The sequence below is a fragment of the Vibrio sp. 070316B genome (assembly GCF_013114115.1).
Taxonomy (GTDB): Bacteria; Pseudomonadota; Gammaproteobacteria; order Enterobacterales; family Vibrionaceae; genus Vibrio; species Vibrio chagasii_B.
On the sequence record NZ_VTYC01000018.1, the window covers coordinates 48166 to 62173 of the forward strand.

General features: G+C 44.0%; 13 protein-coding genes. 7 read left to right on the forward strand and 6 right to left on the reverse strand.

Annotated elements, in window-relative coordinates; translation table 11 throughout:
* Nucleotides 1–418: 418 nt before the first annotated feature.
* The gene (locus F0251_RS14630; RefSeq protein ID WP_061034158.1) at nt 419–1177 is read right to left on the reverse strand and encodes a Nif3-like dinuclear metal center hexameric protein; all 759 of its coding nucleotides are present in this window, start codon (nt 1175–1177) and stop codon (nt 419–421) included.
* 115 nt (nt 1178–1292) lie between these two features.
* Here F0251_RS14630 and F0251_RS14635 point away from each other — a divergent pair, with 115 nt between their 5' ends.
* Nucleotides 1293–2051: a DUF1853 family protein gene (locus tag F0251_RS14635; RefSeq protein ID WP_171731255.1), complete on the forward strand. Its 759-nt coding sequence runs from the start codon at nt 1293–1295 to the stop codon at nt 2049–2051.
* A 119-nt stretch (nt 2052–2170) separates the two neighbouring features.
* Here F0251_RS14635 and pgm read toward each other — a convergent pair whose 3' ends face one another.
* The gene (gene pgm, locus F0251_RS14640; protein ID WP_061034159.1) at nt 2171–3817 is read right to left on the reverse strand and encodes a phosphoglucomutase (alpha-D-glucose-1,6-bisphosphate-dependent); all 1647 of its coding nucleotides are present in this window, start codon (nt 3815–3817) and stop codon (nt 2171–2173) included.
* A gap of 94 nt (nt 3818–3911) precedes the next feature.
* Complete coding sequence (gene seqA, locus F0251_RS14645; RefSeq protein WP_017061953.1) at nt 3912–4451, reverse strand: replication initiation negative regulator SeqA; 540 nt, start codon at nt 4449–4451, stop codon at nt 3912–3914.
* Nucleotides 4452–4544: 93 nt separating this feature from the next.
* Here seqA and F0251_RS14650 point away from each other — a divergent pair, with 93 nt between their 5' ends.
* From F0251_RS14650 to fldA, 3 genes are all read left to right on the forward strand, one after another.
* The gene (locus F0251_RS14650) at nt 4545–5306 is read left to right on the forward strand and encodes an alpha/beta fold hydrolase (protein WP_061034160.1); all 762 of its coding nucleotides are present in this window, start codon (nt 4545–4547) and stop codon (nt 5304–5306) included.
* A 108-nt stretch (nt 5307–5414) separates the two neighbouring features.
* On the forward strand, nt 5415–5633 hold the full coding sequence (locus F0251_RS14655) for a DUF2788 domain-containing protein (protein ID WP_004737900.1): 219 nt from the start codon (nt 5415–5417) through the stop codon (nt 5631–5633).
* A gap of 58 nt (nt 5634–5691) precedes the next feature.
* A complete protein-coding gene (gene fldA / locus F0251_RS14660) occupies nt 5692–6225 on the forward strand; it encodes a flavodoxin FldA (protein WP_004737899.1) in 534 nt (177 codons plus the stop codon).
* 110 nt (nt 6226–6335) lie between these two features.
* Here the strand turns inward: fldA and F0251_RS14665 are convergent, their stop codons facing one another.
* On the reverse strand, nt 6336–6842 hold the full coding sequence (locus F0251_RS14665; RefSeq protein ID WP_004737898.1) for a DUF4442 domain-containing protein: 507 nt from the start codon (nt 6840–6842) through the stop codon (nt 6336–6338).
* 207 nt (nt 6843–7049) lie between these two features.
* Here F0251_RS14665 and fcrX point away from each other — a divergent pair, with 207 nt between their 5' ends.
* Nucleotides 7050–7499, forward strand: coding sequence for a ferric iron uptake transcriptional regulator FcrX (gene fcrX, locus F0251_RS14670; protein WP_004737897.1), 450 nt, complete (start codon nt 7050–7052; stop codon nt 7497–7499).
* A 139-nt stretch (nt 7500–7638) separates the two neighbouring features.
* Here the strand turns inward: fcrX and glnS are convergent, their stop codons facing one another.
* Together glnS and nagE are read right to left on the reverse strand one after the other, a co-directional pair.
* The gene (gene glnS, locus F0251_RS14675; protein ID WP_061034161.1) at nt 7639–9306 is read right to left on the reverse strand and encodes a glutamine--tRNA ligase; all 1668 of its coding nucleotides are present in this window, start codon (nt 9304–9306) and stop codon (nt 7639–7641) included.
* Between the two features lie 302 nt (nt 9307–9608).
* Nucleotides 9609–11165 carry an N-acetylglucosamine-specific PTS transporter subunit IIBC gene (gene nagE, locus F0251_RS14680; RefSeq protein ID WP_032498767.1) on the reverse strand — a complete coding sequence of 519 codons (1557 nt, stop codon included), beginning with the start codon at nt 11163–11165 and terminating at the stop codon, nt 9609–9611.
* Nucleotides 11166–11640: 475 nt separating this feature from the next.
* On the opposite strand from nagE, the gene nagA reads away from it, so the two are divergent.
* A complete protein-coding gene (nagA, locus tag F0251_RS14685; protein ID WP_008223817.1) occupies nt 11641–12777 on the forward strand; it encodes an N-acetylglucosamine-6-phosphate deacetylase in 1137 nt (378 codons plus the stop codon).
* Between the two features lie 2 nt (nt 12778–12779).
* Nucleotides 12780–13994 (forward strand): ROK family protein, encoded by a 1215-nt coding sequence (locus F0251_RS14690; RefSeq protein WP_061034162.1) that lies wholly within the window; start codon nt 12780–12782, stop codon nt 13992–13994.
* Nucleotides 13995–14008: the final 14 nt, after the last annotated feature.

Genomic DNA, 14008 nt, shown 5'->3' on the forward strand with positions numbered 1-14008 from the left:
ATGAGCGAGTTGGGGAGCTCATTCAACGAGTAGATAGCCCAAAGAGATTCCCTACTCCCTCCTTCGTCAGTCTAGGGAATGACGGATTCGGGATATCCCCCTTTAACGTTCTGACTCGCGCATCACATCGACAGATACAAATTTATAGTTGCTCGTTATACCTAAGAGTGAGGGTCGAGTGAGTTGGGGATCTCATTCAACGAATAGATAGCCCAAAAAGATTCCATACTCTTTCCTTCGTCAGTCTAGGGAATGACTATAGGAGCAAACTATGCCGTCATCCCCAAGAACGAGGGACGAGTGAGTTGGGGATCTCATTCAACGAGTAGATAGCCCAAAAAAATTCTCTACTCCCTCCTTCGTCAGTCTGGGGAATGACGAACACTATTTACTCGTATCCCTCATCTCGCATCTGCTCTTATACCGGATTATCGATATCGATAAACTCAACATCCAAGCCGTGCTCTTTTGCTAACCACTCACCTAGTGCCTTCACGCCGTAGCGTTCTGTCGCATGGTGACCTGCAGCAAAATAATGGATGTCTTGCTCGCGAGCCGAGTAAGTTGTGCGCTCAGAAATTTCACCAGAGATAAATGCGTCGATACCTTGAGAGGCTGCAAGTTCAATGTAATCTTGACCGCCGCCAGTACACCAACCTACCGTTTCAATCATCTTATCTGCGTTTTCAGGAGCGATATGTAGCGGCTTACGATTCAGTACTTGATCAATTTTTGCCGCAAACTCAGCACCGGTCATCGGTGTCTTTAATCTACCAAACATAGCAACCGATTGTGGGTGCCCTTCCAAGCCACCTTCTACTTCAATATCAAGCAGTTCAGCGAGTTTGGCGTTGTTACCAAGTTCAGGATGGATATCGAGAGGTAAGTGATAACCCAAAAGGTTAATGTCATTCTTAATCAGAGTGCGAATGCGTTTGCCCTTCATGCCACGAATTGCCTCTGACTCACCTTTCCAAAAGAAACCGTGATGAACCAACAAAGCGTCAGCCTCTAGCTCAACCGCTTTATTAATCAAAGCTTGCGAAGCCGTAACACCAGTAACAATACGCTTGACTTCAGAAGCACCTTCGACTTGAAGGCCATTCGGACAGTAATCTTTAATCTGCTGTGGCTGCAGTTTTTCGTTAAGTAGCTTTTCTAATTGTAAGTTATTCATTTTTATTTCCAGCTTACCTTTATAATAACGTCGTTATATCAATTTACGGGTAGAATGTCGAAAGCCCTTCCACTCTGTTTCTAGAGAACAGATGACTGAAGTTTACGAGGAACCGATGACCGAACTGCAACGCTTTTATCAATGGGTGATTAGCTCACCACCGCTACTAGAAATCAAGCCGCCCATTTCTGATCTCACTGTGTTCTCAAACCACCAAAAGCTCGACGATACACATACTTATGATGGAAACCCTAGATTAGGCTTTCTCTACCAACACTTATGTGAACAAGTCATCATGACTTCGGATAATTATTCAATCAAGCACGATGAGATTCAGATTAATGTTGAGGGACGAACACTTGGCGCAATCGACTTTATCTTGGAAGACACAAGCAGCCAAAAATTAGAACACTGGGAAGTGGCAATTAAATTTTACCTACTTCATGAGCAAACATGGTTTGGTCCCAATTCTCACGACCAATTGGACAAGAAGCTCGATAGGATGCTCTGCCATCAACTTGGTATGTCCTCTTCAAACGCCTTTGTTGAGCAGTATCCGGAGATCGATGTCGACTCAAAACATCTTCTGATGCAAGGTCGCCTCTATACCAACCCATTTCTAGAACAAAATATACCTACAGAATGTTTGGGCTACAGCATGAACCCAAGCCAAGTAAATGGATTTTGGTGTTATCAAAATCAGGCTCACTTGATCACCGAAACACTCTATCCTCTAAACAAAGAGCAATGGGCCGCAGGAACGGATGATTTCAGCGGTGAACCTATCACCGAATTTGGTGACCACTTTGTTCACGGGCAAACTAAGTCTGGTCAATTCTGGTTTGTGATGCCACAAACTTGGCCACACGGCTAATCCATTCGTCATTGAACTGACTTAGTCTAGCCACTTACTCACAGGAAAATAAAAAAGGGCTGATGCTTTCACATCAACCCTTCCATTATTTGCTTTATAACTCTATGAATCGTATTCGATTATAGACCTGCAGCGGCAAATACTTGGTTAACAATCTCTTGAGCTTCTGCTTCGATTGCTTTTAGGTGCTCTTCACCTTTAAAGCTTTCACAGTAGATCTTGTAGATGTCTTCAGTGCCTGATGGACGAGCAGCGAACCAACCGTTCTCAGTGGTCACTTTAAGGCCACCAATCGCAGCGCCATTACCAGGAGCATGCGTTAAACGAGCAGTAATCGCATCGCCAGCAAGCGTTTCAGCAGAGACCATCTCTGGAGATAGCTTCTTCAGCACATCTTTTTGCGCGCCATTTGCTACCGCTTGAATACGGTTGTACTTAGATTCACCGTGCTTAGCAGCTAGCTCTTCGTAGTACTCTTGTGGGTTCTTACCTGTAACGGCTGTGATCTCAGCCGCAAGTAGGCAAAGAATTAGGCCATCTTTATCTGTTGACCAAGGCGTACCGTCTTTACGTAAGAAAGATGCACCTGCACTCTCTTCACCACCGAAACCAAACTGACCGTTGTAAAGGCCATCAACGAACCATTTGAAACCAACAGGTACTTCACAAAGTTCACGACCTAAGTCAGCTACCACACGGTCGATCAATGCGCTTGATACCAAAGTTTTACCAACCGCAACCTCTTTACCCCAACCTTCACGGTTACGGTATAGGTAATCGATACAAACCGCTAGGAAGTGGTTAGGGTTCATTAGGCCTTTAGGCGTAACGATGCCGTGGCGATCGTAATCTGGGTCGTTACCAAACGCTAGCGCGTACTCATCTTTAAGCGCAAGTAAGCCTGCCATTGCGTATGGCGAAGAACAGTCCATACGAACCACGCCATCTTTATCTAGAGACATGAATTGGAATGAAGGGTCAACCGCTTCACTTACCAAAGTAAGATCTAGGTTGTACGCTTTACCAATTTGACGCCAGTAATCGATACCGCTGCCGCCCAGTGGATCAACACCAATTTTGATGTTCGCTTTCTGGATAGCTTCCATATCAACCACGTTAACCAAATCAGCAACGTATGGCGCCACTAGGTCAACTTCTTTCACTAACTCAGACTGTTTAGCCTGTGCGATAGGAGTGCGTTTAACACCTTGCATTTGCTCAGCAATGATCACGTTCGCACGGTCTTCAATCGCTTGAGTCAATTCAGCTTCAGCAGGACCACCGTGTGTCGGGTTGTATTTGATACCGCCATCTTGAGGTGGGTTGTGTGAAGGTGTGATAACGATGCCGTCGGCTTTTTTGTCATTCACTAGGTTGTGCGTAAGAATCGCATGCGAGATACCAGGTGTTGGAGTAAAGCCGTTGTTTTCTTGAATAATAACTTCAACACCGTTCGCTACAAGTACTTCGATTACCGTAGAAAATGCAGGTTCAGATAGCGCGTGCGTATCTTTACCTAAGAAAAGCGGGCCTGTTGTACCCTGCTCAGCACGCACCTCAGCCACTGCTTGTGCAATCGCTAAAATGTGGTTTTCGTTAAATGTTGATTTGTCTGCTGTACCGCGGTGACCTGAAGTACCGAATAGTACCTTGTGATCTGGGTTAGTCGCATCCGGTTGCTGTAAGAAATAGTTAGCCACTAAAGCCGGAATATTATGAAGATCTTCCTGCTGAGCTTTTTGCCCAGCACGAGGGTGCATAGCCATTTTTCGACATCCTTATATATATAAAATTTAAAAACAAAAAAACCTCATAATATCTTCTTATCCATGGATATTATGAGGTTTAAATCAGATTTCGTTAAATTGAACCTGTTACTTTTTCAATCAATTCTGCTTGGAAATTCATGCGGCTCATAAGCTGCTCAACCATCTGTCTTTTACGGCTAGTATTATTATTTGTAATAACCCAAAAAGGACTTTGTGGAATGGCTTTAGGCTTCGTCGTGTTACCGTTTGCTAGTAACGTCGCTTCGTTGTCTGCAAAGTAAACACGCTTGCGGCCTTTTACTTGAGTTGCTTCTGAAAAGCTTAAAGGGTCGATTTTATGCAGTGTTGATAACACTAGCATGAAACGATCAATGGCTTTCTTTAATGATGCAAACTCATCTGATATTAGTAGTGAGCGCATTTCTTTAACGCCATCGAACTTCTCTGGAGTAAAGCCTACCTCTTTGCTAACAACGATACCTTTCGGCTCTACGATCTCTTCGATCGGAGCCATGCCTTGGCTATCAACCTGTAACAAGCGGCGCAGAATATCTGAAGCGCTTTCGCCAATACGTTCTGTCTGACCCGCAATAAAACGGTATAGGTCCTCATCAACCTCAATTGTTTTCATTCGCTTTTCACAATCTCAATGTTTAAACTCAGGGGGATTATAGCGAGATCCGCGCGGATACTCTACGTCAAACCCACCATGAATAAGATAAAAATGTCAGTACAGCTCAACTATAAAATCGAAGGTGAGGGTCACACCATAGTTTTGATCCATGGATTATTCGGTAATCTGGACAACCTAGGCTTGCTAGCCAGGGATCTAAAAACCGATCATCAGGTACTGAGTATCGATCTTCGTAACCATGGACAATCCTTCCACAGTGATACCCATAATTACCAAGCGATGGCACAAGATGTCGCTCAACTGTTGAAAGATCTTGAGCTGAATGACGTCACTGTCATTGGTCACTCAATGGGTGGTAAAGTCGCCATGGCGCTAACTCAACACCTAGAACTGCACAAACTTATTGTATTGGACATGGCACCAGTCGCTTACACCCAAAGCCGTCACGACAACGTATTCGCAGGCCTTCAAGCGGTCATTGAAGAAAAGCCAGGATCTCGTGCCGAAGCACTTAAAGTGCTCGCCAAACATATCGAAATAGACGGTGTTCGCCAATTCTTAACAAAATCACTGTTCAAGTCAGAAGAAGGCATTATGGAGTGGCGCTTTAACGTCGCTTCGTTACTGAGCAACTACCCACACATTATTGGTTGGGAACCGATCGACAAAACCTCAGTCAAAACCTTACTAATAAAAGGTGGGGATTCTGACTACCTCACGGCTGAGCACCAAACTGCGGTCCAACAGCAATTTTCTAATGTAAAGGCGCATGTCATCGCGAATACCGGCCACTGGCTGCACGCAGAAAAACCAACTGAAGTGCTGAGAGCAATTCGAAAATTCATCGCTTAAGTGCGCTTTTTCATGCAGATAAATGAGAGTTGAGTAATCACTGCACATTAACTTTATCTCGCAACAGTGATATAGTGCGCCCAAGCAAAATTGGTATATAAGGTTCCCATGCTTTACGACTACATGAACATCATTGAATCTGTTGGTTTAGATCTCCTATTTGCCGCGATTTTCTTTTTGATCGGCATGGCAATTAAGGACGTTCTCAAGCAAGGAAATGTTCCTCCATTTGGTCGTCGCATTGTGTGGTTAGTACTTTTCCTTGGCTGTGCAGGTTTTATCGCCAAAGGGATAATCCAACTAAGCTGGGAAGGAACTGGGATCTAACGATTCCCCTCCGAACTTTATTACACCGACAACAGACAAAATGAAAGGTAATGATTCTATGGCAAGTGTAGGTCTCTTCTTTGGTAGCGATACAGGTAACACTGAAGCTGTTGCTAAGATGATTCAAAAGCAATTGAGCAAACAGCTCGTTCACGTTCAAGACATTGCAAAAAGCAGCAAAGAAGATATCGATAACTTCGATCTACTGCTGCTTGGTATCCCTACGTGGTACTACGGCGAAGCACAATGTGATTGGGATGATTTCTTCCCAGAGCTAGAAGCTATTGATTTCTCAACTAAGCTTGTTGCTATCTTTGGTTGTGGTGACCAAGAAGATTACGCAGAATACTTCTGTGATGCTATGGGTACTATCCGTGACATCGTTGAAGCGAAAGGCGGTACTATCCTAGGTTACACTTCTACTGAAGGCTACGAGTTCGAAGCATCTAAAGGTCTAGTTGAAGGCGATGACAGCCAATTCGTTGGTCTATGTATCGACGAAGACCGTCAACCAGAGCTAACTGATGAGCGTGTATCTAACTGGGTTAAACAAATCCACGAAGAGATGTGTCTAGCAGAGCTTGAAGACTAATTCTCTGGCAGTTGTCCATTGTTACAATTAGTGACAACTCTCTAGATATGAAAAAACCTCCTAATTGGAGGTTTTTTTCTATTTGTCTATATAAGATCTGTTTGTCTAAATTAGCACTCTGCTTCTAGTGCTTCGTCATCATCTCTGAATTGTGGCTTCTTTCTGACATAAAGCGTACGCTGAATTTCTGAGACCACATTACCCTGCTTATCTTTGACATAGATAATAAATTCAGGAAAACACTTCTCACCAAGTTGAGTCTGACGGTAAATCTCATCAAGCTGACCTTGGCTTATTTCAAAGTCTGCATACAGATCTGACTGACCAGGTTTGATGAAGTTAATGCTCGCCTCTTTGTCCCACACATAATACCTTTCACCTAAAATTCCCATTAACATCAATGAGTAAACAGGATCCGTGAGGGAAAATATGCTACCGCCATACTGAGTACGATTGGCATTTTTGTTCCACCAGCGCAACTTAAGCACTGTTTTTACTACCCTAAAATCTGAACTAATATGGGCTATCTTTATCCCTGCTCCCCAAAATGGAGGCCAAATATTAAGAGCGAATTTTACGATGTTTGGTTTGTATATTTTTGCAAGTTGCTTATTCATAACAACATTCCGTGTTCATATTAGAATTACCGCCACCCTGACTGGTCGTACCTCCACTATAAGTGAGATACTTCCAATTTACAAAACAGATTGTGATGTTGATTAGTAACCCTTTGAAGTTCGTGGTTTATTGTTATGCCTGACTAAACTATAATGGTATTAATATTGAATTCTGTTAATTGCTGCAGATCATCAACAGGAAAGTATATGTCAGACAATAATCAAGCGCTAAAAGATGCTGGTCTTAAAGTGACCCTCCCAAGGCTCAAAATTTTAGAAGTATTACAACAACCAGACTGCCAACATATTAGTGCTGAAGATTTATATAAAAAACTGATCGACTTAGGTGAAGAGATCGGGCTTGCGACCGTTTATCGAGTATTAAACCAATTCGATGATGCTGGCATTGTAACTCGCCACCACTTCGAAGGCGGTAAGTCTGTATTTGAACTTTCAACACAGCACCACCACGATCATCTAGTATGTCTAGATTGTGGCGAAGTTATCGAGTTCTCTGATGACATCATCGAAGAGAGACAAAAAGAGATAGCGAAGCGCTATAACGTTCAGCTAACGAACCACAGTTTATACCTTTACGGTAAAAGCATGACGGGTGATTGCAAAGGCAACCCAGACGCGCACAAACCGAAAAATTAAACAAACGCTGACTTCGGTCAGCGTTTTTTATATAGGGCTGAAAGTCCGCTAGATTGTTCTTTAGATCCACGCATTATTCAGATACAAAAAAACCGGCACTAAGCCGGTTTTTTATTAGACAACTTGTTAGCGTTAGCAATTATGCTTCAGCTTTACCCCAAGTATCACGTAGGCCAACCGTGCGGTTGAATACTAGCGCATCTGCTTTAGAGTCTTTTGAATCGACACAGAAGTAGCCTGTACGCTCAAATTGGAAACCTTGCTCAGCAGCAGCCTCCGCTAGGCTAGGCTCAACAAAACCGTTCAACTTAACCAGAGACTCTGGGTTGATCGTTGCAGCGAAATCATCCGCAGCAGCTGGGTTTGCAACAGTGAATAGACGATCGTATAGACGAATCTCAGCTGGCAGTGCTTTATCAGCAGATACCCAGTGGATAACACCCTTCACTTTGCGGCCATCTGCCGGGTTCTTACCTAGCGTTTCGTCATCGTAAGAACAGAAGATAGTTGTAATGTTGCCTTCTGCATCTTTCTCGATACGCTCTGCTTTAATTACATAAGCACCACGTAAACGAACTTCTTTACCTAGAACCAAACGCTTGTACTTCTTGTTTGCTTCTTCACGGAAGTCATCACGCTCGATCCAAACTTCACGAGTAAACGGTACTTCACGAGTACCCATTTCAGGTTTATTCGGGTGATTAGCAACTGTTAGTGTTTCTACCTTGTCTGCATCGTAGTTTTCAATCACGATCTTAACCGGGTCTAGAACAGCCATTGCACGTGGTGCATTTTCGTTCAAGTCATCACGGATACAAGACTCAAGTGAACCGAACTCAATCATGTTCTCTTGTTTAGTCACACCGATACGCTTACAGAACTCACGAATAGACGCAGAAGTGAAACCACGACGACGTAAACCAGAGATAGTCGGCATACGTGGGTCATCCCAACCTTGAACTAGGTTTTCAACCACAAGTTGGTTTAGTTTACGCTTAGACATCACCGTGTATTCAAGATTCAGACGGCTAAACTCGTACTGACGAGGTTGGCAATCGATCGTAATGTTATCTAGAACCCAGTCGTACAAACGACGGTTATCTTGGAATTCAAGAGTACAGATAGAGTGCGTAATACCTTCCAGCGCATCAGAGATACAGTGAGTGAAATCGTACATTGGGTAAATGCACCATTTGTCACCTGTCTGATGGTGGTGAGCAAAACGAACACGGTAGATAACAGGATCACGCATTACCATGAATGACGAGCTCATGTCGATCTTGGCACGCAGACACGCTTTACCTTCTTCAAAGCCACCGTCACGCATTTTTTCAAATAACGCTAGGTTCTCTTCAGGGCTGCGGTCGCGGTATGGGCTTGCTTTACCTGGCTCTTTTAGCGTGCCACGGTATTCGCGGATCTGCTCAGGACTTAGCTCGTCAACGTACGCTAAGCCTTTATTAATTAATTCCACAGCATAAGCGTAAAGCGTATCGAAGTAGTTTGATGAGTAACAAATGTCACCAGACCATTCGAAGCCTAACCAGCTTACATCATTCTTAATTGACTCAACGTATTCAACGTCTTCTTTTTCAGGGTTTGTATCATCGAAACGAAGATTACATTGTCCCTGGTAGTCCTGAGCAATACCAAAATTCAAGCAAATAGATTTAGCGTGACCGATGTGCAGGTAACCATTTGGTTCCGGCGGGAAACGAGTATGCACGCTACTGTGTGTACCATCCGCTAAATCTTTATCAATAATTTGGCGAATGAAATTCGATGGACGAGCCTCAGCTTCACTCATCTATAGCACCTCTATGTATTTAGTATTGTCAGAGAAAGTTATCTTTTATCTCCTAGCCAAGCGCCACTTTTAGCGTCAGCTCTAGATAGAAAGATCATTGTTGCTAATCATCCACAATTCTTCGCCTTTGCACAATAAGAACCGTCCGTTAATTACGATTATTTCTGCTATTCGATGAAGAATAGAACGAACCGTATCCCAAAGCCTTAAACTGCAGATACAAAAAAGCCTCCCTTATGGGAGGCTTTCAATTTGACACTTATTTGAGAGTATTAATGACTGCTCAGTTAAGTACTTCCTTACTATGGAAGTTTTACATCAGATAGGTCTTCACCTGCGCCGATAGCTTTCATTTCGCCAGCTACGATTTCAGCAAGTGGGCCTAGGATAACTTGTAGGTTGTTTTCACCTAGCTTCACAACACCTTTAGCACCTAGCTTCTTAAGAACTGCTTCGTCAGCAACAGAGCGGTCTTTAAGAGTTAGACGTAGACGTGTGATACAAGCGTCGATTGAAGTTAGGTTGTCGTGACCACCTAGAGCTTTCAGGTATTGACGTGCAAGGTCGCCTTTTGGAGCGTCACCAGCTGGAGCTGCAGCTTCTTCGTCATCTTCACGACCTGGCGATTTCAGGTTGAAAGCGCGGATTGCGAAAGAGAAAGTGAAGAAGTATAGAGCACCGAAGCCAAGGCCGATTGCTAGAAGTACTAGAGGTTTAGTTGCTAGACCCCAGTTCAATACGAAGTCGATAAGACCAGCAGAGAAACCGAAACCGTGCAGAGTACCAAACATGTTAGCGACAACTAGAGACAGACCAGTGAATACAGCGTGCATTGCGTATAGAGCAGGAGCTAGGAATACGAACATGAATTCTAGCGGCTCTGTGATACCAGTTAGGAATGAACAGAATGCTACTGAGAATAGTGCACCACCAACTTGGCTACGTTTTTCAGCAGGAGCTGCTAGGTACATTGCAAGTGCAGCACCTGGTAGACCGAACATCATTACTGGGAAGAAACCGTTCATGAATACGCCTGCACCTTTATCGCCACCGAAGAAACGGTGTAGGTCGCCAGACTTAACAGTGTCAGTCACTTCTTTAACAACAGTAGTGATTTCTGGAGTTACAGAGTTAGCGAATGTGAATGTGTGCTCTTGGCCAACAACTAGAGTTTTAGCTAGAGATGGGTCAACACAAAGTTGAGTGATGTTAGCGAATGCGCCTTGACCAGCAACGATGATTTCTTGACATGTACCCATACCGAACCAGAAGTACGAGTTCAATACGTGGTGTAGACCTACAGGGATAAGTGCACGGTTAAGAGTACCGTAAACGAATTGACCGATAGCGCCAGACGTTGATACTGCGTGAGCCAGTGCGTCTAGACCAGATTGAACACCAGGCCAAACCACACCAGACACAGCACCTGCAACAAGTGCAAATAGACCAGCCATGATTGGTACTAAACGTTTACCTGCGAAGAATGCCAGCCACTCAGGAAGGCGTGTAGCATGGAAAGCGTTGTAAGAGTGACCCGCGATGATACCTGCGAAGATACCGCCGAAGAAAGACATGTTAACGTCAGCGTTAATCGTTGTCGCTGTCGCTGTTAGAACGAAGTAAGCAACTGCACCAGCTAGACCCGCTGCGCCGTTACCGTCTTTAGAAAGACCAATCGCGATACCTAGACCAAATAGCAATGGTAGGTTACCGAAGATAGCACCACCAGCTTGCGCCATGAATGGAATATCAAGTAGATCGCCTTGACCTAAACGTAATAGAAGCGCCGCAATCGGAAGCGTTGCGATAGGTAGCATTAACGCCTTACCTAGCTTCTGTGCATATCCTAGAATATTCACCAGTTGTTTCCCCCTATAGGATTTTTTAGAATTCGTTTGAGAAACTTATTTTAGTCGCTCAATTTAGTCCTATTCAGTGTATTCAATTAATTTTGCTCCGCAAATTAAAACCTTACCATTTGTGATCGTAATCACCAGTTTTTACCAAATCCAGAGGTTTTTGCTAGCGAGATCATAAAACTTATTTTATCATTCAAAAAATGAACATTTATAGATAAAATCCAAATCTAACTATTGGGTCAAGAGTGGGTTATGTTCAGCTTTAAAAGCCAGCTAACTTACTGATATTTCTTAACCCATAATCATAAAAACAATGAATTGTTCACATATTTTTCAAACACTTAAAATCGCTTCCCTTTTTGAAGCCGTTTGCCCATAAAAGATAAATCGTTACGTAAATGATGCTCGCAAACTAAGTCCACATTTAGGTAACGAACGAATTTAAAAGATCTGACGAAATAAGGATTAGCTGACTATGTACGCGCTAAGTAACTGTAAAATTTACACTGGTAGTGATGTTCTAACCGATCATGCTGTAGTAATCGAAAACGAACTGATCAAAAAAGTCTGCCCTATCTCTGAATTACCGGAAGGTATCGAGGTTCGCGACCTAGACGGAGCAAACCTAAGCCCAGGTTTCATTGACCTACAACTGAATGGTTGTGGCGGTGTAATGCTGAACGATGAGATCACTGCAGAAACAATGCAGATCATGCACAAAGCCAACCTCAAATCAGGCTGTACGAGCTTCTTACCGACTCTGATCACTTCTTCAGACGAAGACATGCGCGCTGTTATCACAGCTGCTCGTGAGTACCACAACCAATACCAGAACCAATCTTTAGGTCTTCACCTTGAAGGTCCATACCTAAACGTTGCAAAAAAAGGCATTCACAGCGTTGATCATATTCGTAAGTCTGACAGCGAGATGATTGAGCTTATCTGTGAGAACAGCGACCTTGTTGCGAAAGTAACACTGGCTCCTGAGCTGAACGACCCAGAGCATATCGAGCGTCTGCACAAAGCTGGTGTTGTTGTTTCTATCGGTCACACCAACGCAACTTATGCAGAAGCACGCCAAGGTTTCGAATCTGGTATCACATTCGCAACGCACCTATTCAATGCAATGACGCCTATGGTTGGTCGTGAACCAGGTGTGGTTGGCGCAATTTACGATACGCCAGAAGTATACGCAGGCATCATCGCCGACGGCTTCCACGTTGATTACGCAAACATCAGAATTGCGCACAAAATCAAGGGAGAAAAGTTGGTATTAGTGACGGATGCCACAGCTCCTGCAGGTGCTGACATGGAATACTTTATTTTTGTCGGTAAGAAAGTATATTACCGAGATGGTAAGTGTGTTGATGAAAACGGCACACTGGGCGGCTCAGCTCTGACTATGATTGAAGCAGTTCAGAATACAGTTGAGCACGCTGGTATCGCTTTAGACGAAGCTCTTCGCATGGCTACGCTATACCCAGCTACGGCTATCGGTGTAGAAAGCAAGCTAGGTCGAATCAAAAAAGGCATGGTTGCAAACCTAGCTGTATTTGACCGAGACTTTAACGTTAAAGCGACTGTTGTTAATGGACAATACGAGCACAATTAAGTATGAATGGCGGACAAATAGGTAACGTAGACTTAGTTAAACAACTAAACAGTGCGGCGGTATACCGACTAATAGACCAACAAGGGCCTATCAGTCGTATACAAGTGGCTGATGTAAGCCAACTCGCACCGGCAAGTGTTACAAAAATTACCCGCCAATTATTAGAGCGCGGCCTAATCAAAGAGGTCGCACAGCAAGCGTCTACTGGCGGTAGACGCGCTATCTCTCTAACCACAGAAGTAGAGCCTTTCCACTCTATCGCTGTGCGCTTAGGTCGAGACTATATTCAAGTTAGCCTTCATGACCTTGGTGGTCGTGAATTGGCTTTCCAGCAGCAAGACCTGAATTATTCAGACCAATCAGACCTAACCCAGGGATTGGTCAACACGCTTAAGGCTTTCATTGCTGAGCACCAACCGAAAATCGATCAGCTGATTGCGATTGGCGTAACTCTTCCAGGCTTAGTTAACCCGACGACGGGTGTCGTTGAGTACATGCCAAATACAGACATCGATAACCTTGCATTGAGCGACATTATTCGCGACACATTCCATGTCGCTTGTTTTGTTGGCAACGATGTTCGCGGAATGGCACTAGCGGAGCACTACTTTGGCGCGAGCCAAGACAGCCAAGACTCTATCTTAGTAAGTGTTCACCGCGGTACTGGTGCGGGGATTATCGTTAACGGCCAGGTTTTCTTAGGCCATAACCGTAACGTCGGTGAAATCGGTCATATCCAAATCGATCCACTTGGTGAACAGTGCCAATGTGGTAACTTTGGTTGTCTTGAAACGGTAGCGGCGAACCCAGCAATCGTAGAGCGCGTGCAAAAGCTGATTAAACAAGGTTATGAGTCCTCTTTAACCGAACTTGAGCGTATTACTATTCAAGACGTTTGCGACCATGCAATGAATGGTGACGAATTAGCTAAGCAGAGCTTGGTTCGAGTAGGAAACCAGTTAGGTAAAGCGATCGCCATGACGATCAACCTATTTAACCCTCAAAAAGTGATCATTGCTGGTGATATTACTAAGGCACAAGAGATTGTTTTCCCTGCAATTAAGCGTAATGTAGAGAATCAGTCGCTAACGACTTTCCATAGCGGCCTGCCTATTGTAGCATCACAGATCGATAAACATCCTACGATGGGAGCTTTTGCTATGATCAAGCGCGCCATGCTCAACGGTGTGTTACTGCAGAAGTTACTTGAAGATTAAAGAACAACAATTCT

What these genes read in the sequence shown, in the direction of transcription:
- F0251_RS14630 (WP_061034158.1), bottom strand. Translation starts at nt 1,177, where the DNA reads ATGAATAACTTACAATTAGAAAAGCTACTTAACGAAAAACTGCAGCCA.
- F0251_RS14635 (WP_171731255.1), top strand. Translation starts at nt 1,293, where the DNA reads ATGACCGAACTGCAACGCTTTTATCAATGGGTGATTAGCTCACCACCG.
- pgm (WP_061034159.1), bottom strand. Translation starts at nt 3,817, where the DNA reads ATGGCTATGCACCCTCGTGCTGGGCAAAAAGCTCAGCAGGAAGATCTT.
- seqA (WP_017061953.1), bottom strand. Translation starts at nt 4,451, where the DNA reads ATGAAAACAATTGAGGTTGATGAGGACCTATACCGTTTTATTGCGGGT.
- F0251_RS14650 (WP_061034160.1), top strand. Translation starts at nt 4,545, where the DNA reads ATGTCAGTACAGCTCAACTATAAAATCGAAGGTGAGGGTCACACCATA.
- F0251_RS14655 (WP_004737900.1), top strand. Translation starts at nt 5,415, where the DNA reads ATGCTTTACGACTACATGAACATCATTGAATCTGTTGGTTTAGATCTC.
- fldA (WP_004737899.1), top strand. Translation starts at nt 5,692, where the DNA reads ATGGCAAGTGTAGGTCTCTTCTTTGGTAGCGATACAGGTAACACTGAA.
- F0251_RS14665 (WP_004737898.1), bottom strand. Translation starts at nt 6,842, where the DNA reads ATGAATAAGCAACTTGCAAAAATATACAAACCAAACATCGTAAAATTC.
- fcrX (WP_004737897.1), top strand. Translation starts at nt 7,050, where the DNA reads ATGTCAGACAATAATCAAGCGCTAAAAGATGCTGGTCTTAAAGTGACC.
- glnS (WP_061034161.1), bottom strand. Translation starts at nt 9,306, where the DNA reads ATGAGTGAAGCTGAGGCTCGTCCATCGAATTTCATTCGCCAAATTATT.
- nagA (WP_008223817.1), top strand. Translation starts at nt 11,641, where the DNA reads ATGTACGCGCTAAGTAACTGTAAAATTTACACTGGTAGTGATGTTCTA.
- F0251_RS14690 (WP_061034162.1), top strand. Translation starts at nt 12,780, where the DNA reads ATGAATGGCGGACAAATAGGTAACGTAGACTTAGTTAAACAACTAAAC.